Genomic DNA, 20,854 nt, shown 5'->3' with positions numbered 1-20,854 from the left:
CAGGCTAACGCTCGGCTCTTATTGTTTTAATGGAGAGGTTTAATGTCAACTTTCGAGCGTCTTTCTGCCTATCGCCCCTATGGGCTGGCCGCTCTCAGAATCATCACTGCGCTGCTGTTCATCGAACACGGCACGATGAAGCTTTTCGCTTTCCCGGCTGCGCAGATGGCTGGCCCGTTGCCGCCGCTGATGCTTTTCGCCGCCCTTCTTGAGCTTATCGGTGGTATCCTCATTCTCGTCGGCCTGCTGACGCGCCCTGTTGCCTTCCTGCTGGCCGGCGAAATGGCGGTCGCCTATTTCATGGCGCATGCCCCGAACAGCTTCTTTCCGGCCGTCAACCAGGGCGATGCGGCGATACTGTTCTGCTTCGTCTTCCTCTACCTGTTCTTCTCCGGTCCCGGCGCTTTTGCCGTCGATAACCGCAAGGCAGCCTGAACGATAGACTGAGGGGCGTCGCGACGCCCCTCAACCTTCACATCAGGCGGTAAGCTTCAGACCGGCGATGCCGGCGACGATCAGCGTGATGCAGGCAAGACGGGAGACACTTGCCTCATCGCCAAGCAGCCAGATGCCGAGAAATACGGTGCCGACCGTGCCGATGCCGGTCCAGACCGCATAGGCGGTGCCGATCGGCAGGTGCTTCACCGCCAGGCCGAGCAGAACGATGCTCACCACCATGGATATGACGGTCAGCGCCGTCGGCAGCGGCCGTGTGAAACCCTCGGTATATTTAAGGCCGATTGCCCAGCCACATTCGAAAAGACCGGCGAGAAAAAGCAGAAACCAGGCCATGCGACTCTCCTTGTTCAAGAGCGAGGCCGTCCCCGCGACAGTTGCATCCCAGAGGATGCCGCAGTCGTCTGCGATAGCGCTTATATGCGTGAGGAAACGGCCGACTTCAAGATAGGAATCGGCATAGCTGCCATGCCACCCGTTTCTTGCGGTCTACAGCGCCGCGCGTCTTTCAGACCTGCAAGGACGCTGTAGCAGCTTTAGTTGCTGCATCACTGCTGCCCGCCAGCCTCCGAGGCAAGGCTCTTGGCGCGGCGGCAGAGGCGATCAAAGGTTTCGAGGAAGCGTGAACGGTCCTTCGGGCTGAAGGCGGCGTTGTAGCCCTTGCTCTCGCCGGTTTCGCGCAAGTGCGCGCCAAGATCGCGCATGGCGCTCGCCATGCCGATATTGGTTTCGTCGAAGACGCGCCCTGTGGGGCCGCTGACGAAGGCGCCGGTCGCGACACAGCGCACGGCAAGCGGCACATCGGCGGTGACGACGACATCGCCCGCGCCGGCGCGTTCGGCGATCCAGTTGTCGGCGGCGTCGAAGGCGTTGGAGACGATGACGTTGCGGATCATCGGATCGCGCGAGGGACGCAGGCCGGAATTGGCAACGAAGGTGACCTCGAGGCCGTGGCGTTCGGCCACCTTCAGGATTTCCGGCTTCACCGGGCAGGCATCTGCGTCGACATAGATCAAGGGCTGTTCACCTCACCTAGAGCATGATGCCGAAAAGTGTGAGCGGTTTTCGGAAGACATCATGCTCTAATTCTTTGATTTAGATACGGGTTTAATTTTTAGGTCGATCCGACCTGAAAACTTCCGGATCTAATGCCGACGGCTGATACGCGCGGATTACTCGCGAGTCCAGATTTCGCTCGCAACCTTTTCCGAGCCGCCATAGGTCCAGACACCCTGCCAGCTGCCGTCCGGCTGCTCGAAATACATGGCGATGCCGAAATTTTCCTTCGAGACGTAACCCACGGAGATCGCCGTGTCTTCGTCGCTGGCCGGACCCATTTCGAAACGATCGCCGCTGAATTTTGCGCCGAGGCCGGTGCCGATCGACTCGTTCTTACCGATCATCCAGTCGACGATATAGGTCTCGCCGTTGCGAAGCACTTTGACGGTACCGCTATATTTGCTGCCGTCCTCGCTGGTGCCGGCAACCTTGTAGGAACCTGTGGGGTCCGCATGTGCGACGGCGGGCAGTAACACAAATGCGCAAGCTGAAATAACAGTCCGAAAAATCATAGGGTCCCCCTTGGCGAAGCATGATTGCTCAAGCACCGAAGCTGTAACATGAAAGGGCTTCATACTTGGTGAAGCTCTTTGTAGATCCGGCGCGTTACTTTTGGGGTATCGAGCGGCTTTACTTCAGGTCCCGCAGTCTTTGTATCATGCGTTAGTACAACACGACGCTGCGGATGCTCCTTGCCCGAATGCATCAGCTCGAGGCTCCGCATATTACGAAGGAACGGCGGACTTCAAGCGAGGAAATGGCGGGCTACGCCCGCTGCCCGGTCGTCACTTCGAGCGGTTTTCCTGCTTCGGGCTGAGCTTGGCATGGTCGGCAAGCCGGGCTGACGTGAAGCCGGCCGTATGGCTTATCTCTCAGTCGAATTCCATGATGACGGCATCGACGGCCAGGCTTTCGCCGGCCGCGGCATTGATCTTCGAGACGACGAGATCGCGGTCGGCGCGCAGCACGTTTTCCATCTTCATCGCTTCGACGATCGCAAGCGTCTCACCCGCCTTGACCTCCTGGCCCTCGGTAACGGCGATGGCGACGACGAGGCCGGGCATCGGGCAGAGCAGGAGTTTGGAGGTATCGGGCGGCAGCTTCACCGGCATCAGCCTGTCGAGTTCGGCATGACGCGGCGAAAAGACCTTGGCAATCACCGAAAGCCCCTGCCAGTCGATACGCAACCCGTTCAGAACGGGGCGAATCTGCGCGGTGATGTCGAGACCGCCGACCTTGCCGCTCCAGACCGGGTCACCCGGTCTCCAATCGGTGACAACGCTCTTGTTCTCACCCTCGATCGCGATGTCCATATCGAAGGGGATGGTGACTAGGCCGTCAAGCAATCTTGCCGCGACATGGTTGTCGCCGATCTTGACCACCCAATGCTCGCGTAGCGCGCCCGATGTGGCGCGCAGACGATCGGCGAAACGTTCGCGGCGGCTCGTTTCGATCAGCGAGGCGGAGAGGGCGATCGCGGCAAGCACGGCTTCTTCCGCCGGGTCCGGTTTCATCGGTGCGAAGCCGTCAGGATATTCCTCGGCGATGAAGCCTGTCGACAGCCGGCCCTCGCGCCAGCGCGGATGTTTCATCAGCGCCGACAGGAAAGGAACATTGTGCTCGATACCATCGACAACGAAGCCGTCGAGCGCCTGACCCATGGCGTCGATCGCTTCCAGCCGCGTCGGCGCCCAGGTGCAGAGCTTGGCGATCATCGGATCGTAATACATCGAGATCTCGGCGCCTTCGAAGACGCCGGTGTCGTTGCGGACGACGACATTGCCGGTCCTGCCTTCCGCCGGCGGGCGGTAGCGCGTCAGGCGGCCGATCGAGGGCAGGAAGTTGCGGTAGGGATCTTCGGCATAGAGCCGGCTCTCGATCGCCCAGCCTTCGAGCCTGATATCCTGCTGAACAAAGGGAAGGGGCTCTCCGGCTGCGACCCGGATCATCTGCTCGACGAGATCAATGCCGGTGACGAGTTCGGTCACGGGATGCTCGACCTGCAAGCGGGTGTTCATTTCCAGGAAATAGAAATTGCGGTCGCGGTCGACGATGAATTCGACGGTGCCGGCGCTCTGGTAATCGACGGCCTTCGCCAACGCCACCGATTGTTCGCCCATGGCCTTGCGGGTCGCTTCGTCGAGGAAGGGCGAGGGCGCCTCTTCCGCGACCTTCTGGTTCCGCCGCTGGATCGAGCATTCGCGCTCGCCGAGATAGACGACGTTGCCATGCGCATCGGCGAGCACCTGGATCTCGATATGGCGCGGCTCGACGACGAACTTCTCGATGAAGACGCGGTCGTCGCCGAAGGAGCTTTTCGCCTCCGAGCGGGCGCGTTCGAAGCCGTCGCGCACATCAGCCTCGTTCCACGCAATGCGCATGCCCTTGCCACCGCCACCGGCCGACGCCTTGATCATGACGGGATATCCGATCCCGCCAGCGATCACTTCCGCATGGGCGGCATCCTCGATGATGCCGAGATGGCCGGGCACGGTGGAGACACCGGCGGCGTTGGCGAATTTCTTCGATTCGATCTTGTCGCCCATCGCCATGATGGCCTTCGGCTTCGGGCCGATGAAGACGATGCCCTGCTTTTCCAGTTCAGCGCAAAAGGAGGCGCGTTCGGACAGGAAGCCGTAACCCGGATGCACCGCCTCGGCACCGGTTGCCTTGCAGGCGGCAATGATCTTTTCGGCAACCAGATAACTCTCGGACGCCGCAGCCGGGCCGATATGCACGGCCTCGTCGGCCATCTCGACATGCAGCGCGTCCCGATCCGCATCCGAATAGACCGCGACGGTCAAAATGCCCATGCGGCGCGCAGTCTTGATCACGCGGCAGGCGATTTCGCCGCGATTCGCGATCAGGATTTTCTTGAACATCGAGACTCCACCCAGAAATGCATCCCGGAGTTTTACGCACAAAACACCGGAACGCACAATCAGGCTTGCGGCGCGTCAGGCGACGGCAGCTTCTGCGACGGGCTCCTCGTCGACGATGCGCAGCCAGCGGCTGCGCCGCGGCTCGGCATAATCGCGCAGCTCGACGGCAGCCATGATCCCCGTCCAGTGCGGATGATTGGCGCCGGACAGCGTTGCCCGCTCGATCTGCTGGAGAACGCCGTATTCGACCGACGAGACGGGGATGACACCACCTTCGGCGACGCTTCTGAAAATGCGCATCGCGTAGTCGACGTCCTGGCGGGTGACGCCTCGGCGATCAACGGCACGCGACAGCTTGTAGCCACCGATATTGTCGGTGATCGCCAGGCGGAGCTGATCGAGGGCGAGCGCTCTCAACTCACCGGGAACATCGGCCGAAATCTCCATGACGTGGAGAATGAGCTCGAGTTCCAGCGCCGAGTTGACGACACCGTCGGTCGTGAACATGCGCATGATCCAGGCGACGTTGATTTCATCCAGCGAGCCCTGCGGATAAGTATAATGGACGATGAAGCCGGCGAGCTGCTCGACGAAGAAAGCGTTCCACGCGGCACATTTTTCAGGGCAGGAATTATTGAGCGCCAACATCGCCACGACATCGTCGGATGTCCGGATGCCCTCCGGGAAAGCATGTTTGCGCAACAGCACTATATCTTCGGCCGTCAGCCGATGCTTGCCGGCCACGACACAGGCCGGAAAAGCGAGACGAAATTCGCTCATGTTTTAACTCCAGGCTTCATCATGAAACCGGAGACAGTTTTAGCGCCTGCGAATTGACGATCCCTCAAGAAGCGGAGTTAACCCGATATTCCCGAGGTCAGGAAGATTTTAATGATCGCGCCTGCAGCCGCTCCCGCCAGATGATGAAGAGGCCTGAAGCAACGATGATGAAGATGCCGATCCATTTGGAAAAGCTCGGGAAATCGTTGAACAACGCATAGCCGAGAACGGTCGCCGAGATGATCTCGAAGTACTGGAACGGCGCAAGCAGCGACAGCGGCGCGAGACGAAAAGCCCGGACCACGAGCATATGCGCATAACCCGAGATCGTGCCGAGGGCGAGAAGCAGGACAACGCCGAGACCGGAGGAGGGCAGGGAGACCGCAAAATCGGCATTGCCGGAGCTGCTGCCGACGAGAAGGGCGGCGGCCATGAAGATCGTTCCGCCGATGCCGGCCATCGTCTGCATGGTCAGCGGCGAATCGGCCTCGCCGATGGCGCGGTTGAGGAAGAGATAGAGCGAGAACAGAAAGGCGCAGGCGACCGGCAGCAGCGCCTTCAGGCCGAAGATTTCGTAACTCGGCTGAATGACGATCATCGCGCCGCCGAAACCGACGACGATCGCCGTCCATCGCCGCCAGCCGACCTTGTCACCGAGAAACAGCGCCGACAGGGCGGTCAGCATGAAGGGCTCGACGAAATAGATGGCGAAGACATCGGCGAGCGGCATGTATTTGACGGCGACGAAGAAAAGCAGGCTTGCAGCACCATGCAGCACACCGCGCAGCAGGTTCATCCACGGCCGTTGCGCCGAAAGCGCCTTCAACCCGAAAAGGGCGAAAAGAATCGGCAGGGTGCAGGCGATCTGGAAAAAGAATCGGTAGAAGGTCACCTGACCCGGCGACATCGCTTCGAAGGTCGCCATGTATTTGGCGATCGCATCCATGATCGGCAGGATGAGCATGGCGCCGGACATGATGGCCATGCCCTGCAGGGAATTTTGATGGGGCTCTGACATGGCTGCTGATTCTTGCGAGGATGACGCCATCAACCATGAGAAGGCCGGGCAATCAAGCCGAGCAACCGCAAATAGCTTCGAGGTGAAATCGAAATCGTCGCTTAGAAAGCGTTTCCCTGAAGGGAAATGGTGCGGTCGAGAAGACTCGAACTTCCACGGGTTGCCCCACAGCGACCTCAACGCTGCGCGTCTACCAATTCCGCCACGACCGCATCGTGGTAGGTGCCGATTTGCGTCGGCGGGGCAGCATGTAGCAAAAGCATCTGGGGTGCACAAGGGCGATATGACAGTTTTTTTGAAAACCGCTCACAGCATTTGAATTGGCCCCGAAACGGGTCCATATAGCTGTCCTGCCGCCCCTTTTTCTCAGGCGTTTCGGGGAGAGCGGCAAGGAATGGCCATGCTTCGCACCGATCTCGAATTCTCCATGCTTCCCCAACTCGGCACCCCGCCGGTCCGCTGGCGCATCGCCGACGGCCTCGTCCCCTACGAGGAGGCGGTGGAGACGATGGAGCGCGAGGTGGCGGCGATATCAGATGGTGGTGATGAGCTCGTCTGGCTCGTCGAACATCCGCCGCTCTATACCGCCGGCACCAGCGCCAATGCGAGGGACCTTGTCCAGCCGAACCGGTTTCCGGTCTTTGCGACCGGGCGTGGCGGTGAATACACCTATCACGGACCGGGCCAGCGCGTCGCCTATGTCATGCTCGACCTGAAAAGACGGCGCCAGGACGTGCGCGCCTTTGTCGCCGCCCTTGAAGATGTCGTCATCCGCACGCTCGACATGATGAATGTGCGCGGTGAGCGACGTGAAGATCGCGTCGGCGTTTGGGTGCGCCGGCCGGAAAAGCCATTGCTGGCCGATGGGACGATGGCCGAGGACAAGATCGCCGCCCTCGGCATAAGGCTGCGAAAATGGGTGACCTTCCACGGATTGTCGCTCAACGTAGACCCCGATCTCGATCATTTCGGCGGCATCGTGCCTTGCGGGATATCGGCTTATGGCGTGACCAGCCTCGTCGATCTTGGTTTGCCGGTGATGATGGCTGATGTCGACATCCGGCTGCGCACCGCCTTCGAAGCAGTTTTCGGCGAAACGACCGGCTAAATCTGACTGATTCCGACGGCGACGGGGCAATATGCATTGCTTGCCTGACGCATTGTGCAGTCAGGCTCAGCAATCGCTTCTCCGTCAGATGCGAGCGAACATCTTAACCTATAATTAGCAATGATAAATATATACGACACTACAGATCTGTGAATGTGGAAGTCTGAGGACAATGAAAAAAAATGCAGCGGCAAGCTGGTCATTCCTCGATATGTATTTCGTTCTCGATCTTATCGAGAAAGTCCTCATCGGCTATTTTTTTGTCGGGATCGTCATGCGTGTCCTGCCGCAGATGCAGGACAATCGGGCGATCATCGATTGCCTGCTGATCGTTTCGGAGGGAGCAGCCGCCTTCCTCATCCTGACGCGCCGGCCGACGAAAAACGCGTCTCTGCGCCTCTTCGACTGGACGGTCACCGCCATCGGCACGATCTTCCCGCTGCTCGCCGCACCCTCCGCGACACAGCCGCTGGCGCCGCTCGCATTCTGCGGGACGGTGATGGCACTTGGTTTCGTCCTGCAGATATCGGCAAAGCTGACATTGCGGCGGAGCTTCGGCCTGGTGCCGGCCAATCGCGGCGTCAAAATCGGCGGACCCTACAAGTTTATTCGCCATCCGATGTATGCGGGTTATCTAATGACGCATATCGGCTTCTTCCTGACCCATCCGAGCTTTTGGAATTTTGCCATCTATGCGGCGGCCCTTTCCGCACAGTGTTTCCGCCTGTTGGCGGAGGAGCGCCTGCTGAAGCAGGATCCCGCTTACGAGGCCTTTATGACCACGACCCGCTACCGGCTCGCTCCGTTCGTGTTCTGAGACGACAAGCACGTCGATTGAAAAAGAGAAGGGCCGTTTCCGGCCCTTCTTGTATCGGATCCCGGTCTTTTATCGGATCAATGCGTCGCGCGGCATGCTTCGGTGCGAGAGGCGCCGCTGTCGGCACCCTTGGTGTGGGAGCCCTTCGGGCCAATCATGCTATGGCATGGGGGCAGGGAGTTGATGCTGGCCGTTGCGGTCTTGTCGACGACAGGAGACGCCATGGCACTCGGGGCGAAGCCGTCGCTGTCATTGGTGTAGTCGCTCGAATAGGCCGGGGCCTTGCGGTTGCTGTAGTGGACCGGAGCCGGCTTCGACATGGGGCTTGGGGCGAAGCCGTCGCTGTCGTTGTTGTAATCGTCGGAGTAAGTCGGCTGGGCGAAGGCAGCGCCTGCAAGGCTGACGGCGAACAGGGACGCGGCAAGGGCAAATTTGATGCACATGGGTCTATCTCCTCAATCTTCTGTTGAATTCCACAACATAAAACTAACCCTCGGCAGACACGAGTTCGCGCCCCAATTCGGGCAATTTTGTGATAATATGGCGACGCACCCGCGACCTTTTGTCCAAATGAAATCACAGTGTTGTCAACGAAATTGACCTTCGCGTGACAGAAGCCGCCTAACAAAAAATGGGTGATTGGTGTCACGAATAAGACAGCTGGTGCTACAATCGTAAATTGTTAACTTTTAGTAATGTTGAGAAAGATCATCAGCGGAAGGCGGCAGCCCGCCCCCCGCTGATGATCTACGCCTTGTGCGTGAAGTCAGTCCTCGTTCGGGATATGCGCATCGACACCGGTCAGCTGCAGTTTGTTGCGGACGTGACGGACGCCGTCGACCGAAAGCGCGCTGAGTTCGACCTTGCGGGCGATGCCGATCGTCTCCACCGAGCCTTCCAGGGTGACGACGTGACCATCCGCATGAACCTCGATACTGTCGATGTCGACCTCAGGAATGTTTTCGAGATTGTCGTTTACCCTCGCTTCGATCTCATCACTTTCATCGCGGTCGATCGTATCTGCCCGTAGCGAATCTCTCAGGCGGTTTTCGTTGCCGTCCTCATCCGTTCCGTCGATCCGGAAGCCCTTGTTGGGATCGCTGTCGAAATTGGCTGCTGTCTCACCGTAAGGACGATTATCCGGGCCGCCGGTGCCGGCGCCACTGCCATCGGCATAGGGCCAGCCATCGTCGAGATTGCGCTCTTCGAGATCGCGATAATCTTCTTCCCGGGAAAGCTCAGGCTTCTCCGGGGAAAACTGGGTTTTGTCACCGATCCTTGCCATTGCATTGCTCCTTGTTTCTCTGCTGGAAACGCCGGCAGCGGCGAATGGTTCGGTGTGGACGGCGATTTGTCAGCCATGATTGTTAGTCCTGGGTCTTCTCCCATTTTTTCACGAGACGGTCGCGCTTCAGCCGCGAGAGGCGCTGCAGCCAGAATATGCCGTCGAGCTGGTCGACTTCGTGCTGGATGCAGATGGCGAGGAAATCTTCGGCACCGTCCTCGTGCACGGCGCCCTCGGCATCCTGATAGCGGAAGCGGATCGCCCGCGGGCGCGTGACTTCGTCGGTTGCGCCCGGCATCGAGACGCTGCCTTCGGCATGGCTCATCGTCTCCTGCGAAAACCAGGTGATATGAGGGTTCACGTAGAGGCGCACGCCGTCGGCCTTGTCGAGCTCCAGCACCGTGACACGGCTGAAGACGCCGATATGGGCGGCGGTGATGCCGACGCCGGGGGCTGCGCGCATCGTCGCCAGCAGGTCGCCGGCAAGGGCTGTGAGCGAGGAATCGAACGCCGTCACAGGCGCGCAGACAGTCTTCAGGCCTGGATGCGGGTAGCGCAGAATCGGACGGATGGGCATGGGGCAGGCTTCCTCTGCATGGACGGGGGAGGAAACTATCGCCGGCCGCAGGCATTGTCATCACGAAGGGCGGTTTGCCGCTTTACGACACGGGTGCTTTGGGCTAGCAGAGGCCAAGAATTCCGGCTGCGGGAGCCTCGCGCGGGATTTGCTTATCCGCTTGTTGATAATGTGTTTTCGGCCGAGATTTGCGAATGCGGCGCGGCAGTCGTTGAAATTCGAACCAGATGCGAGGGCGGCAGATGACGACGACCGACGGGGAAGACCGCATTCGCAGGCGTCCCGATGACGAGGAAGCCGATATCTACGACGAGGACGGCAATGTCCGCAGCGATTTCCTGGCGCTCGTGGGTGCTGCGATCGCCGACCGCGACACACTGTTCCTGCGTCAGAACGTTGCCCGCCTGCATGAATCCGAAATAGGCGACCTGCTGGAATCGATCCAGCCGGATCAGCGCCTGGCGCTGGTGCGCCTGCTCGGCGATGATTTCGACATGACCGCGCTGACCGAGGTCGACGAGGCGATCCGCCGCGAAATCGTCGACCAGATGCCGAACGCGCAGATCGCCGCGGCGATCGGCGAGCTCGATTCGGACGATGCCGTCTATATTCTCGAAGACCTCGACAAGGAGGACCGGGAAGAGATCCTCGCCCAGCTGCCGTTCACCGAGCGGGTGCGGCTGCGCCGGGCGCTGGACTATCCCGAAAGTTCGGCCGGGCGCCGGATGCAGACGGAATTCGTCGCGGTGCCGCCATTCTGGACGGTCGGTCAGACGATTGATTACATGCGCGACGAAGAGGATCTGCCCTATTCCTTCTCGCAGATCTTCGTCATCGATCCGACCTTCAAGCTGCTCGGCGCCGTCGATCTCGACCAGATCCTGCGCACCAAGCGGCAGACGAAGATCGAGCAGATCATGCGCGAGACCAACCATCCGGTTCCGGCTGAGATGGACCAGGAGGAGGCTGCTCAGCTCTTCGAGCAGTACGACCTTCTCTCGGCCGCCGTTGTCGACGAAAACGGCCGGCTGGTCGGCGTGTTGACCATCGACGACGTCGTCGACGTCATCCACGAGGAGGCGGACGAGGACATCAAGCGCCTCGGCGGCGTCGGCGACGAAGAGCTGTCGGACAATGTGCTCTCGACAGTGCGTTCGCGCTTCCTTTGGCTTTTGATCAACCTCGGCACGGCGATGCTGTCGGCAAGCGTCATCGGGCTGTTTGACGGCTCGATCGAGAAGATGATCGCGCTTGCGGTGCTGATGCCGATCGTCGCCTCGATGGGCGGCAATGCCGGCACGCAGACGATGACGGTGACGGTGCGCGCGCTCGCCACCCGCGATCTCGACATCTACAATGCCGGCCGCATCATCCGCAGGGAGGCGGGCGTCGGCATCCTGAACGGCATCGTCTTCGCGACGATCATGGGCGCGATCGCCGGGACCTGGTTCCACAACTACCAGCTGGGCGGGGTGATTGCGGCGGCGATGATCATCAATCTGATAGCGGCAGCCCTTGCCGGCATCCTCCTGCCGCTGCTGCTCGACAAGATGGGGGCCGACCCGGCGATCGCCTCTTCGGTCTTCGTCACGACAGTGACGGACTGTACCGGCTTCTTCGCCTTTCTTGGTATCGCCACCTGGTGGTTCGGCATCTGAACCGCCCCAAAATTGACTATTACGTAAAAGTCAATATTATCGTCTGTCCGACGACGGGGAACACATGCCGGTGAACAAATATTATAGCATAACGGAACTGACGCGCGAATTCGGGGTCTCGACGCGCACGCTCCGCTTCTACGAAGACGAGGGACTGATCCATCCGGAGCGGCGCGGGCGTACCCGTCTGTTCCGGCAAGCCGACCGTCGCCTCATCGGGGAAATCCTCCGCGGCCGGCGCATTGGTTTCACCATCGCGGAGATCCGTGAGATCATCCAGGTCTACAAGGAGCCGCCGGGCGAACTCGGCCAGCTGAAGCTGCTGATGAAGCGCGTCGACGAGAAGCGCGACGACCTGCGCCAGAAGCGCAAGGATATCGACGACACGCTGGCGGAACTCGACGCTATCGAAGAGACCTGCCTCGGCCGCCTCGCCGAAATCGGCGTCACCACCTGATCACGCGCCGTATTGTCGGTGAACTCATTCAGCCTCGGCGCTGCATTCGGCGGCAATCGTCTGGACTCGCTCGTCGTTTTGTATATCGATCGCGCCCGCCTGCAGCGGTGTGAACAGGGCTTGCGCCTGCAATTTTCCCAGCGTGCATTGGCAGAAGCTATGGCAGAGCGCTTCGCCTTGCTGCATGACGCAAGAGGCGTTGCATTGCCTTAGGTAAGTCGCGACCGGATCCGGCGCCTGCGGCGGGAAGACGAGGGAAATTCCGTAGGCGATGGCGATCAATACCGGCTGGTGGATGAGATAAAAAGCAAGGCTGTGGCGGCCGAGCCTTGCCGGCCAACAGGAGCCGGTGCCGACGGCGGCAAGCCGGTGCAGCAGCCTGGTTCTGATGGCGATCGAGGCGATACTCAATCCAGCGAAGAAGGGCGTTGCCCAGGGAAAAAGCGGCACGTAGTCGTTGGACCGTTCCGGCGTCACGGCAAGGCCAATCCAGGCGAGATATCGCGGATCGAAGAAGGATGAGCGAAGCAGGCCGGGTGGTCCGAAATTATCGGTTATCCAGGCAGCAAGGAGCGCGAGCGTGGCGATGAGCGTGAAGGCGAGCGGCAATCTCAAAAAAACGACGCCGATGAGCGTGAGCACCGCGATGCAGTGCAGGATGCCGAAATAGATCCACTCGTTCGGCATGGCGATGCGCGTGGCGATCGAGATCAGCGCGGCTGCCGCGGCAATCATGCCGAAGCGCTTCCAGAAGGATGGCCAGCGAATCTCAGGCGTGCTCGACAGCACCAGGCTGACGCCGACGATGAAGAGAAAGGTGGTGGCGATCGCCCGGGCATAGATCTTCAGCCAGCCTGTCTCGGCCGTGCCCGGCGCGAGATAGCCCATGAACTCCATGTCCCAGCTGAAATGGTAGCTCGCCATGGCGATCAACGCGACGCCGCGCGCCGTATCCAATAGTCCGATGCGCGGCGGTTTTGCCGCTGCGTCGGTTTCCCTTGCCGGCAATGTCATCCAAGTTCCTCCGGCAAATCACTTCCGTCGCTCGACGGCCTATCGCGGCGAATAGCAGAAAGGTGGAGATTTGATGGCGGGCCGGTATCCATGATCGCCAGTCGCGCTTGCGAGAAAAATTGGCGGCGTGTCAGCACAAAGATGACGATCGCCGTCGTCAGCATGAAGACATAAGGGTTGATGAACCAGCCGAGATAGCCGATCGACAGGAAGATCGCTCTGAGGCCTTCGTTGAAATTGCTGCCGGCAATGACGTTCATGCGGATGACGCGTTCGGCGGCCCGCTCGGCGGCGATGATGTCGCGCTCGGTGTCGCGCATCATCGGGATCGAGCCGAAGAGAATGGTGCAGTAGTTGAACAGCCGATAGGACCAGCCGAATTTGAAGAAGGCGTAGCCGAAAAGCACTGCCAGTCCGCCGACTTTCATCTCGAAAACGGCATGGCCGCCATGGAGGACGAAGGGCAGATCGGCGAAGACCGCGTCGACCTTTTCCGTCGCGCCGAGCAAAGCGAAGCAACTGCCGAGCGCGAAGATCGAGGTCGAGGCGAAGAAGGCGGTGCCGTTCTGCAGGCCGGCCATGATCTGCGTGTCGATCATCTTCAGGTCGCGGCGCAGTGAATTGTAGATCCACTCCCGGCGCCGTTCGGTCATCGCGTGGGTCAGGCTGGTGCGTCCGAAGAAGGTGCGGCCGTGTAGCAGCCAGGAATAGCCCACCCAGACGCAGGCAAAGAAGGCCAGAGCGATATAGTCCGCCGTCGTCATCAGTGTTCAGTCTCCGCATGAACGCGGCCATCGTGCCGCAAGCCGGATTATGCCGCATGGCCGAGTTCGGCGGCTCGGCGCAGGCTTTTGGCCATGCGGCAGTCCGGCATAATCGAGGCGTCGGGAAACGACAAGGCTTGGTGGGTCGCCGACCGGCATCTTAAGGAACTAACTGCAGCGGTCATCCGTCGGCTTGGGAATTTGGGACGGTAACCCAAAGAAGAAGAAAAGGGCGACGCTAGCCCTCCAGCGCCTCAATCATCCCCACCCGCATCGCATGCCGGCCGCCCTCGAACTGGGCGGTCAGGAACGCATCCACGATATCGAGCGCCAGCCCTTCGCCGACCACGCGCACGCCAATCGAAAGCATGTTGGCATCGTTGTGCTGGCGGATCATGCGGGCTGAGAATGTGTCGACGCAGACGCCGCAACGGATGCCCTTTACCTTGTTCGCCGCCATCATGATGCCCTGGCCGGTGCCGCATAGGATGATGCCAAACCGGCAATCGCCGGAGGTGACAAGACGCGCCGCCGCTTCGCCGTGTTTGGGATAATGTGTGCTCTCCGGCGTTGTCGGTCCGATATCGACCGCTATCCAGCCCTGCGCCGCGATATGACCGGCAATAGCCTGTCGGAGCTGAATGGCGGCGTGGTCGCTGGAGAGGGCGATGCGATCGGTGGCTGTCATGGAGAAGTGGTCCCGTTTTCCAAAGCAATTTGCCGTCTTGAAGATGCACGCTAGCCCAGCGGCCCGAAAATCGGAATCGATTTTCGGAAAGCACGATGCGTCGATTCAAAGTGTAGAGCCACACCAGTCTAGAGGCGCACGAGCAGGGCGGCGCCGCGTTAACCGCCTGTAAAGTCGTGATGGCCAATTGTTCAGGACTGAACCTCAACTCCGAATTCAAAAGTGACCCATGAGTCGGCCGGATTACATCCCGAGTCTTGATGGCCTGCGCGGTGTCGCTGCGCTTCTGGTCGTTGGAGCCCATATTGGCCTTATCTTTCCGATCACAGCTCCGCATTTCGTGACGATGGGCGACGAAGCCGTCGGTTTGTTTTTTGCTCTCAGCGGCTTCCTGATGGCTCATCTCTACGGCTCACGGCCGGTCACGAGAGAAAACGTGCTGGATTTTCTTGTGAGCCGCTTTGCCCGCATCTATCCGGTTTACCTGGTGGCCGTCGTTCTCGTGGCGATACTGTCGAGCATGCAAAGTCTGGATTTTGTTCAGCCGATCGTTAGTGGCACGGATTTTGTCCGTCATATCTTTCTTCTCGGCTCAAGTGGTGTTTTCTGGTCGATACCACCCGAAATCCAGTTCTATCTGCTCTTTCCCGTCCTGTGGCTTTGCTTGGCACAGCCGCACCGCTATAGCGGCATGATTGTGGGCCTCACCGTGGTCGTCGTCGTGGATGGCCTGGTTGAATTGCCAGGCCCGGGAATCCTGCTCGTCTCGAAGCTCCCGTATTTTCTTTTCGGCGCACTTGCCGGAATGATGCATTCCTTCTGGAACAGCTGGATTCCATCTGCCCTCACAGGCATTTCAACGCTTTTCCTTCTGGCTGTGTTTTTCGCTTACAGGCATATCTTGCCCGGATTTTCCCCTGAATTTTGGGGCCTGCAAAGTGCGGTGGCCGCAGCCGTCATTGTCGGGCTCGTCGCTCGACAGCCTCCCATCGCAGCCCGTGTCCTGGCAGCTGCACCAGTACGGTTTTTCGGAAAGATCAGTTTTTCACTTTACCTTTTCCATGTCCCCATCATGTTCCTGGCGCGTCTGACTTTTGATGCCTTGATGCCTGAACCAGCGCTCATCGTGGTGACGCTTTGCGTCGCGGTCGTCGGGGCATGGTTCATCCATGAGACGATAGAGGTTCCAGGCCGGCGGCTGTTGGTCCTGATATGGCAGGATAATCGCTGGCGTCTGGTTTCGCGCGAAACTCCGGCCGACCAAATGGACCGCGCAATTCTCGATCTGCAGGAGATCGAAAAGCGCCTGCTGAGCGGCGCAACGTCAGCCATGGCCGATCAACGGCAAATCTCAGCGACGGCAGAACCCTCGGATGGAGCCGACGGCGCGGTCATTCAAGATAATCGCGACGAGAAGCTTCGCGCATAGCGCTCAGCTGAGTTCTTGGGCGAGTCCGATGAGAAGCCCTCCAGGCCCGCGGATGTAGCAGAGCCGATACGTGTCTTGATAGTCCACCACTTCGCCGACGAGCTGCGCGCCGCGCTTGTGAAGCCTCTCAAGCGTCTTGTCGATGTCATCAAGGGTGAACATGACGCGGAGGTAGCCTAAAGCGTTCACCGGGGCATTGCGGTGATCTGCGACGGCAGGCGGCCTGAGGAAGCGGGAGAGCTCGAGCCGGCTGTGGCCGTCCGGCGTGCGCATCATGGCAATCTCGACGTGCTGATCGCCCAGTCCAGTGACACGCCCCGCCCATTCTCCTTCGATTGCAGCCCGCCCTTCGAGCTCGAGGCCGAGCTCGCGAAAGAAATCAATCGTCTCTTCGAGGTCATCGACCACGATTCCTACGTTGTCCATTCGTTTGAGCGGCATGTGTCCAATCTCCCAATCTACAAGGTGTCGTCTAGCAGGACATTGGAAGTCGGAGCAGGCTGTCAAGATAAGGCAACCAGTTCTTCCTCCGAATAGCCTTCATTGAATGCAGCAATGATTGGTAAGGCGGGCCGCTTGGTTTAGCGCACGACCCCGAAAATCGGATTCGATTTTCGGAAAGGATTATGCACAAGCTCAAAGTGCTAGAGTGTCCTATTGGACGGGTGGCGCTCCAGCGTGCAGTCCGAATGTCGCACCGGCTCCATGCGATGTCGGTGCGCCGCACGGATTCGAAACCGGCCTCGCTTAAGCTTGCATCCTCATCTTCAGAAGGCGCACCCATGTTTCTCTCGGTATTCGATGTCTTCAAGATTGGTGTCGGGCCGTCGAGCTCACACACGATGGGTCCGATGTCGGCGGCCAAACGGTTTCTCGAGCTGATCCTCTCGAACGAATGGCCGCGGCCGTCATCAGGCGCGCAGGTCACAGCCATCAAGGTCAGCCTGCACGGCTCGCTCGCCCATACCGGTATCGGCCACGGCACGGGCAGGGCTGTCATTCTCGGGCTGATGGGCGAGGCGCCCGACGGCGTCGATCCCGACAAGATGGACGGCATCGTCGACACGGTGGAGCGCACAGGCCGCATCACGCCGGAGGGCCACCCCGGCTATCAGTTCCAGCCGAAGACCGACCTGATCTTCGACAAGAAACAGCCGCTGCCGGGGCATGCCAACGGCATGGTCTTTTCCGCCTATGACAGGGACGGCCGGCTGCTCGTCAAGCGCATCTATTATTCGGTCGGCGGCGGCTTCGTCGTCACCGACACCGAATTGGAGCAGATGCGGGCGAAGAAGAACGCGGCCGGCGGCACGCGTGTGCCCTATCCCTTCTCCACCGCCAAGCAGATGCTCGAGATGGCTGAGCGCTCCGGGCTGTCGATCGCCCAGATGAAGCGGGCGAACGAGGAGAGCCAGCGCAGCCAAGAGGAGCTCGATCAGGGGCTCGACCGTATCTGGGAGGCAATGCGCTCCTGCATCGAGCGTGGTCTCAAGGTCGAGGGCATCATGCCTGGCGGCCTCAACGTCAAGCGGCGCGCGCGCAGGATTCACGACAAGCTGGAGGAGGAGTGGCGCAGCAACCGCGTTAACCCGCTGCTCGCCAATGACTGGCTGAGCGTCTATGCGATGGCGGTCAACGAGGAGAATGCAGCCGGCGGGCGCGTCGTCACGGCGCCGACCAATGGTGCTGCCGGCGTCATCCCGGCCACGATCCGCTACTACGAGCATTTCCACGAGGACTGGGACCAGAACGGCATCCGCGACTACCTGCTGACGGCCGCTGCCATCGGCGGCATCATCAAGCACAATGCCTCGATCTCGGGCGCCGAGGTCGGCTGTCAGGGCGAGGTCGGCTCGGCGGCGGCGATGGCTGCCGCGGGCCTTGCTGCGGTCATGGGCGGAACGCCGGAGCAGATCGAAAACGCTGCCGAAATCGCGCTCGAACATCATCTCGGCATGACCTGCGATCCGATCGCCGGCTTGGTGCAGGTTCCCTGCATCGAGCGCAACGCGCTCGGCGCCGTCAAGGCAGTCACGGCGGCTTCGCTCGCCATCAAGGGCGACGGCCAACATTTCGTGCCGCTCGACGCCTGTATCGAGACGATGCGCCAGACCGGCCACGATATGAGCGAAAAATACAAGGAGACCTCAACCGGCGGTCTTGCGGTCAACGTCGTCGAATGCTGAGTTTGTGGATGCTTGATGCTTGAAGCTTGACGCTCGCTGCCAAAAGGATTTGAACGGCAGCATGGCATTGCATCTCATCAAACTCTGTGTCGGCGCCGACTCGATAGACGATCTGCGCGAATGGGTGGCAGAACGCTCGCTGCGCGCCATCGCCGCCGGCCTCGAGCCGCATTCGGTGCATACGACGCGCATGGCGCCGAAACGCATGGAGGAGCTGCTTGACGGCGGCTCGCTCTACTGGGTGATCAAGGGGCAGGTGCAGGCGAGGCAGAAGCTGCTCGACATCGAGACCTTCACCGACGGCGAGGGGATTTCGCGCTGCCGCCTGATGCTCGGCCCGGAGGTCATCGAGACAGTTGTGCAGCCGAAGCGTCCCTTCCAGGGCTGGCGGTATTACACTGAGGACGATGTGCCGCGCGACCTGACAAGCCTTGGTGCCGGCATTGCCGAAATGCCCGCGGATCTTCGCCGCGAGCTTACGGACCTCGGTCTGCTATAACCCTCGAAATCGAAGCGATTTCCGGAAAGGTTCATGCGTGAATTGAAGGTGACAGCGTGCCCCTTGGGGCACGCGGTACTCTGCGTTCAGCGCAGGCGCAGTTGCACCGGCGCACTGCCGTCCGGCGAGGTCACGTGCAGATGGACACGGGCTTCGGGCTGGGAATAGCGCCAGGCGCGGGCACCATGGCACAGCAGCAGATTGATGAGATCGCGGGTCTTCGGAGACTTCGCCTTCGGCCGCTGCAGGCCGATCTCGGCGAGGCGCATAGCCGCCTCGTGCAGCGGATGCAGAGATGAGCGCCCCTTGGCCGCCATGCGGCGGTCTGAAGGCATTCCCGGAACATTCTCATTGATCGCCATTGTTTTTCCCCGTACGCAATACTGATCGAGTTCAAGAACGGTGGCCGGAAACGCAAACACCGATTCCGGCCGTCACCGATGCCGCCAACCATCTTGCAGGCAGCATCGAATAGCTCATTGGGCAGCCGCCCAGCACTTGATGCCGGCCTTCTTCAGGGCCTTGCAGGCGTTGACGGCATCGCGCTGATCGTCGAAGCCGCCGAAGCGGGCGCGGTAAAGCTGGTCACCACCAGCGGCATAGGCAACCGCGAAGGGCTTCGCCGAGGCCAGCGCCTTGCCGCCCTTGCTCTTGGCGCTTTCCAGAAGATCCATGGCCATCTGCCGGTTCGGCGAGACGCCGACCTGCACCACCCAGCCGGTCGGACCGTTGCTGGTTGAAGCGGCACGAGTCGGGGAGGGAGTGGTCGAGGCGGTGGTGACGTTATCGACCGACGTGTCGCCCTGTTCCGGCGGCATATAGGCGGGTGCCGGCGTCGGCACGGCGACCGATGCCTGCTGCTTGAAGGCCATGGTCTTGACTTTGGTCGGCGCCGGCATCGGCTGAGCCACCAGCGGATTGTCGGATTTCGGCGCAGCGGTCTCGGCATAGGCGACCTCGGTCTCGGCGACCTGATAACGCGCATCCGGCAGCGGGCCTTTGTGCGGCAGGCTGAGATCGGCAGCGGCGGCCGAAACCGGCGGCTGCGCTGCGGTGATCGTCTTTGCGATCTGCTGCTGGGCCTTCTTCGGCTGAACCGGAGCGGGTGTCTCGATCATCGCCGGGGCAGGGGCTGCCTGGGCGATCAGCGCCGACGATCCGCCGCGGCTCGATGCCTTCGGCAGGTAACTGGCGATCAGATTGCGCATCTGGGCATCGCGAGCAGGCGTCGAGGCGCCGCCGAGAACGACGCCGACGATCGACTTGCCGTCGACCTGCACCGAGCTCACCAGATTGAAACCGGCAGCCCGCGTGTAGCCGGTCTTGATGCCGTCGACGCCGCGCACCGAACCGACCAGGCGGTTGTGGCTGCGGATCGTGCGGCTGCCGAACTTGAAGGCGCGCGTGGAGAAATAGCCGTAATATTGCGGGAAATGCTGGCGAAGGGCGATGCCGAGGCGGGCCTGGTCGCGCGCCGTCGTCATCTGCGCCGTATTCGGCAGGCCGTTGGCATTGCGATAGGTGGTGCGCGTCATGCCGAGCGCATGCGCCTTGGCGGTCATCAGCTGGGCGAAGCGATCCTCGCTGCCGCCGCCCAGCATTTCGCCGAGCGCGGTCGCCGCATCATTGGCCGACAGGGTGACGAGACCGAGAATGCCCTGCTCGACGGTGATCGTACCGCCGGCGCGTACACCGAGCTTGGTCGGCGCCTGGGCTGCCGCATGGGCGGAGAAGGGGACCGGCGTATCGAGACGGATGCGACCCTGCTCCAATGCCTCGAAGGTCATATAGAGGGTCATCATCTTGGTCAGGGAGGCGGGGTATTGCAGCCGGTCGGCATTCTCGCTGTAGAGAACGTTGCCGGTCTTGGCGTCGACGACGATGCCCGCATATTTCGGATTTGCCGCTTCCGCGTCGGCATTCACCGAGTCGACCATGACGATCGTGACGGCCACCGAAAGGATCGCCAGCAGCCTTGCGAAAAAGCTGCCGGATCGGGACGATGATACGGAGGAGACTGACCTTGACACTATTCCACTCTTCGCTTGCATTTCAGATATTTGGCATTTCAGAATTTGGCAGGAACCGCACACCTCCCGCCGCGCAGCACGTCTGCTAAAATTACCGGTTGGGCGTTACCAATCCGTTTATGATGAATCGTTTATTTCGCTGTCCGC

Annotated in this window: 23 protein-coding genes and 1 tRNA gene; 8 read left to right on the top strand and 16 right to left on the bottom strand. The window is 60.6% G+C overall.

Annotated elements, in window-relative coordinates; genetic code table 11:
* The first annotated feature begins 42 nt into the window (after positions 1-42).
* On the top strand, positions 43-435 hold the full coding sequence (locus tag RLCC275e_RS10565) for a DoxX family protein (RefSeq protein WP_003559672.1): 393 nt from the start codon (positions 43-45) through the stop codon (positions 433-435).
* Positions 436-477: 42 nt separating this feature from the next.
* Here RLCC275e_RS10565 and sugE read toward each other — a convergent pair whose 3' ends face one another.
* The 7 genes from sugE to RLCC275e_RS10530 form a co-directional block, all read right to left on the bottom strand.
* Positions 478-792 carry a quaternary ammonium compound efflux SMR transporter SugE gene (sugE, locus tag RLCC275e_RS10560; protein WP_003559670.1) on the bottom strand — a complete coding sequence of 105 codons (315 nt, stop codon included), beginning with the start codon at positions 790-792 and terminating at the stop codon, positions 478-480.
* Positions 793-1,004: 212 nt separating this feature from the next.
* On the bottom strand, positions 1,005-1,472 hold the full coding sequence (locus tag RLCC275e_RS10555; RefSeq protein WP_033182744.1) for a YaiI/YqxD family protein: 468 nt from the start codon (positions 1,470-1,472) through the stop codon (positions 1,005-1,007).
* Between the two features lie 156 nt (positions 1,473-1,628).
* Entirely contained in the window at positions 1,629-1,991 is a 363-nt protein-coding gene (locus RLCC275e_RS10550; RefSeq protein WP_245485014.1) for a hypothetical protein, read from the bottom strand.
* A gap of 396 nt (positions 1,992-2,387) precedes the next feature.
* Positions 2,388-4,397, bottom strand: a complete 2,010-nt coding sequence (locus RLCC275e_RS10545; protein ID WP_033182742.1) for an acetyl-CoA carboxylase biotin carboxylase subunit — start codon at positions 4,395-4,397, stop codon at positions 2,388-2,390.
* Positions 4,398-4,472: 75 nt separating this feature from the next.
* A complete protein-coding gene (locus tag RLCC275e_RS10540; RefSeq protein ID WP_017994157.1) occupies positions 4,473-5,177 on the bottom strand; it encodes a hypothetical protein in 705 nt (234 codons plus the stop codon).
* Positions 5,178-5,274: 97 nt separating this feature from the next.
* Entirely contained in the window at positions 5,275-6,225 is a 951-nt protein-coding gene (locus RLCC275e_RS10535; protein WP_171816959.1) for a DMT family transporter, read from the bottom strand.
* Positions 6,226-6,322: 97 nt separating this feature from the next.
* Positions 6,323-6,407, bottom strand: a tRNA-Leu gene (locus tag RLCC275e_RS10530).
* 182 nt (positions 6,408-6,589) lie between these two features.
* Here RLCC275e_RS10530 and lipB point away from each other — a divergent pair.
* Both lipB and RLCC275e_RS10520 read left to right on the top strand, forming a co-directional pair.
* The gene (gene lipB / locus RLCC275e_RS10525) at positions 6,590-7,303 is read left to right on the top strand and encodes a lipoyl(octanoyl) transferase LipB (RefSeq protein ID WP_033182740.1); all 714 of its coding nucleotides are present in this window, start codon (positions 6,590-6,592) and stop codon (positions 7,301-7,303) included.
* A 172-nt stretch (positions 7,304-7,475) separates the two neighbouring features.
* On the top strand, positions 7,476-8,120 hold the full coding sequence (locus RLCC275e_RS10520; protein WP_033182739.1) for a methyltransferase family protein: 645 nt from the start codon (positions 7,476-7,478) through the stop codon (positions 8,118-8,120).
* Positions 8,121-8,197: 77 nt separating this feature from the next.
* Here the strand turns inward: RLCC275e_RS10520 and RLCC275e_RS10515 are convergent, their stop codons facing one another.
* The 3 genes from RLCC275e_RS10515 to RLCC275e_RS10505 all read right to left on the bottom strand — a co-directional run bounded on the left by RLCC275e_RS10515 (position 8,198) and on the right by RLCC275e_RS10505 (position 9,982).
* The gene (locus tag RLCC275e_RS10515) at positions 8,198-8,563 is read right to left on the bottom strand and encodes a hypothetical protein (protein ID WP_033182738.1); all 366 of its coding nucleotides are present in this window, start codon (positions 8,561-8,563) and stop codon (positions 8,198-8,200) included.
* Positions 8,564-8,886: 323 nt separating this feature from the next.
* Complete coding sequence (locus RLCC275e_RS10510) at positions 8,887-9,405, bottom strand: BON domain-containing protein (protein ID WP_033182737.1); 519 nt, start codon at positions 9,403-9,405, stop codon at positions 8,887-8,889.
* A gap of 82 nt (positions 9,406-9,487) precedes the next feature.
* Positions 9,488-9,982, bottom strand: a complete 495-nt coding sequence (locus RLCC275e_RS10505; protein WP_033182736.1) for a peptide deformylase — start codon at positions 9,980-9,982, stop codon at positions 9,488-9,490.
* A gap of 242 nt (positions 9,983-10,224) precedes the next feature.
* On the opposite strand from RLCC275e_RS10505, the gene mgtE reads away from it, so the two are divergent.
* A complete protein-coding gene (gene mgtE / locus RLCC275e_RS10500) occupies positions 10,225-11,640 on the top strand; it encodes a magnesium transporter (protein WP_033182735.1) in 1,416 nt (471 codons plus the stop codon).
* Positions 11,641-11,704: 64 nt separating this feature from the next.
* Positions 11,705-12,097 (top strand): MerR family transcriptional regulator, encoded by a 393-nt coding sequence (locus tag RLCC275e_RS10495; protein ID WP_011652104.1) that lies wholly within the window; start codon positions 11,705-11,707, stop codon positions 12,095-12,097.
* Positions 12,098-12,121: 24 nt separating this feature from the next.
* Here RLCC275e_RS10495 and RLCC275e_RS10490 read toward each other — a convergent pair whose 3' ends face one another.
* From RLCC275e_RS10490 to rpiB, 3 genes are all read right to left on the bottom strand, one after another.
* Positions 12,122-13,111: a heparan-alpha-glucosaminide N-acetyltransferase gene (locus RLCC275e_RS10490; protein WP_003559644.1), complete on the bottom strand. Its 990-nt coding sequence runs from the start codon at positions 13,109-13,111 to the stop codon at positions 12,122-12,124.
* Entirely contained in the window at positions 13,108-13,875 is a 768-nt protein-coding gene (locus RLCC275e_RS10485; RefSeq protein ID WP_033182734.1) for a DUF599 domain-containing protein, read from the bottom strand. Before RLCC275e_RS10485 ends, RLCC275e_RS10490 begins: the two co-directional genes overlap by 4 nt.
* 238 nt (positions 13,876-14,113) lie before the next feature.
* The gene (rpiB, locus tag RLCC275e_RS10480) at positions 14,114-14,563 is read right to left on the bottom strand and encodes a ribose 5-phosphate isomerase B (RefSeq protein WP_033182733.1); all 450 of its coding nucleotides are present in this window, start codon (positions 14,561-14,563) and stop codon (positions 14,114-14,116) included.
* A gap of 229 nt (positions 14,564-14,792) precedes the next feature.
* On the opposite strand from rpiB, the gene RLCC275e_RS10475 reads away from it, so the two are divergent.
* A complete protein-coding gene (locus RLCC275e_RS10475) occupies positions 14,793-15,992 on the top strand; it encodes an acyltransferase family protein (protein ID WP_033182732.1) in 1,200 nt (399 codons plus the stop codon).
* Between the two features lie 3 nt (positions 15,993-15,995).
* Here RLCC275e_RS10475 and RLCC275e_RS10470 read toward each other — a convergent pair whose 3' ends face one another.
* Complete coding sequence (locus tag RLCC275e_RS10470) at positions 15,996-16,433, bottom strand: VOC family protein (RefSeq protein ID WP_033182731.1); 438 nt, start codon at positions 16,431-16,433, stop codon at positions 15,996-15,998.
* A gap of 341 nt (positions 16,434-16,774) precedes the next feature.
* Here RLCC275e_RS10470 and RLCC275e_RS10465 point away from each other — a divergent pair, with 341 nt between their 5' ends.
* Positions 16,775-18,178, top strand: a complete 1,404-nt coding sequence (locus RLCC275e_RS10465) for an L-serine ammonia-lyase (protein WP_033182780.1) — start codon at positions 16,775-16,777, stop codon at positions 18,176-18,178.
* A 61-nt stretch (positions 18,179-18,239) separates the two neighbouring features.
* The gene (locus tag RLCC275e_RS10460; RefSeq protein ID WP_028733748.1) at positions 18,240-18,677 is read left to right on the top strand and encodes a DUF1489 family protein; all 438 of its coding nucleotides are present in this window, start codon (positions 18,240-18,242) and stop codon (positions 18,675-18,677) included.
* Between the two features lie 86 nt (positions 18,678-18,763).
* Here the strand turns inward: RLCC275e_RS10460 and RLCC275e_RS10455 are convergent, their stop codons facing one another.
* Complete coding sequence (locus tag RLCC275e_RS10455; protein WP_033182730.1) at positions 18,764-19,039, bottom strand: hypothetical protein; 276 nt, start codon at positions 19,037-19,039, stop codon at positions 18,764-18,766.
* Positions 19,040-19,153: 114 nt separating this feature from the next.
* Positions 19,154-20,728: a D-alanyl-D-alanine carboxypeptidase gene (locus tag RLCC275e_RS10450; protein ID WP_033182729.1), complete on the bottom strand. Its 1,575-nt coding sequence runs from the start codon at positions 20,726-20,728 to the stop codon at positions 19,154-19,156.
* Positions 20,729-20,854: the final 126 nt, after the last annotated feature.

The organism is Rhizobium brockwellii (genome assembly GCF_000769405.2).
GTDB classification, from domain to species: Bacteria; Pseudomonadota; Alphaproteobacteria; order Rhizobiales; family Rhizobiaceae; genus Rhizobium; species Rhizobium brockwellii.
The sequence above is the reverse complement of the archived record's forward strand: the minus strand, read 5'-3'. Positions and strand labels throughout refer to the sequence as shown.

What these genes read in the sequence shown, in the direction of transcription:
- RLCC275e_RS10510 (WP_033182737.1), bottom strand. Translation starts at nt 9,405, where the DNA reads ATGGCAAGGATCGGTGACAAAACCCAGTTTTCCCCGGAGAAGCCTGAG.
- RLCC275e_RS10515 (WP_033182738.1), bottom strand. Translation starts at nt 8,563, where the DNA reads ATGTGCATCAAATTTGCCCTTGCCGCGTCCCTGTTCGCCGTCAGCCTT.
- mgtE (WP_033182735.1), top strand. Translation starts at nt 10,225, where the DNA reads ATGACGACGACCGACGGGGAAGACCGCATTCGCAGGCGTCCCGATGAC.
- RLCC275e_RS10565 (WP_003559672.1), top strand. Translation starts at nt 43, where the DNA reads ATGTCAACTTTCGAGCGTCTTTCTGCCTATCGCCCCTATGGGCTGGCC.
- sugE (WP_003559670.1), bottom strand. Translation starts at nt 792, where the DNA reads ATGGCCTGGTTTCTGCTTTTTCTCGCCGGTCTTTTCGAATGTGGCTGG.
- RLCC275e_RS10545 (WP_033182742.1), bottom strand. Translation starts at nt 4,397, where the DNA reads ATGTTCAAGAAAATCCTGATCGCGAATCGCGGCGAAATCGCCTGCCGC.
- RLCC275e_RS10450 (WP_033182729.1), bottom strand. Translation starts at nt 20,728, where the DNA reads ATGCAAGCGAAGAGTGGAATAGTGTCAAGGTCAGTCTCCTCCGTATCA.
- RLCC275e_RS10475 (WP_033182732.1), top strand. Translation starts at nt 14,793, where the DNA reads ATGAGTCGGCCGGATTACATCCCGAGTCTTGATGGCCTGCGCGGTGTC.
- RLCC275e_RS10495 (WP_011652104.1), top strand. Translation starts at nt 11,705, where the DNA reads ATGCCGGTGAACAAATATTATAGCATAACGGAACTGACGCGCGAATTC.
- rpiB (WP_033182733.1), bottom strand. Translation starts at nt 14,563, where the DNA reads ATGACAGCCACCGATCGCATCGCCCTCTCCAGCGACCACGCCGCCATT.
- RLCC275e_RS10485 (WP_033182734.1), bottom strand. Translation starts at nt 13,875, where the DNA reads ATGACGACGGCGGACTATATCGCTCTGGCCTTCTTTGCCTGCGTCTGG.
- RLCC275e_RS10470 (WP_033182731.1), bottom strand. Translation starts at nt 16,433, where the DNA reads ATGCCGCTCAAACGAATGGACAACGTAGGAATCGTGGTCGATGACCTC.
- RLCC275e_RS10460 (WP_028733748.1), top strand. Translation starts at nt 18,240, where the DNA reads ATGGCATTGCATCTCATCAAACTCTGTGTCGGCGCCGACTCGATAGAC.
- RLCC275e_RS10540 (WP_017994157.1), bottom strand. Translation starts at nt 5,177, where the DNA reads ATGAGCGAATTTCGTCTCGCTTTTCCGGCCTGTGTCGTGGCCGGCAAG.
- RLCC275e_RS10490 (WP_003559644.1), bottom strand. Translation starts at nt 13,111, where the DNA reads ATGACATTGCCGGCAAGGGAAACCGACGCAGCGGCAAAACCGCCGCGC.
- RLCC275e_RS10455 (WP_033182730.1), bottom strand. Translation starts at nt 19,039, where the DNA reads ATGGCGATCAATGAGAATGTTCCGGGAATGCCTTCAGACCGCCGCATG.
- RLCC275e_RS10465 (WP_033182780.1), top strand. Translation starts at nt 16,775, where the DNA reads ATGTTTCTCTCGGTATTCGATGTCTTCAAGATTGGTGTCGGGCCGTCG.
- RLCC275e_RS10505 (WP_033182736.1), bottom strand. Translation starts at nt 9,982, where the DNA reads ATGCCCATCCGTCCGATTCTGCGCTACCCGCATCCAGGCCTGAAGACT.
- RLCC275e_RS10520 (WP_033182739.1), top strand. Translation starts at nt 7,476, where the DNA reads ATGAAAAAAAATGCAGCGGCAAGCTGGTCATTCCTCGATATGTATTTC.
- lipB (WP_033182740.1), top strand. Translation starts at nt 6,590, where the DNA reads ATGGCCATGCTTCGCACCGATCTCGAATTCTCCATGCTTCCCCAACTC.
- RLCC275e_RS10535 (WP_171816959.1), bottom strand. Translation starts at nt 6,225, where the DNA reads ATGGCGTCATCCTCGCAAGAATCAGCAGCCATGTCAGAGCCCCATCAA.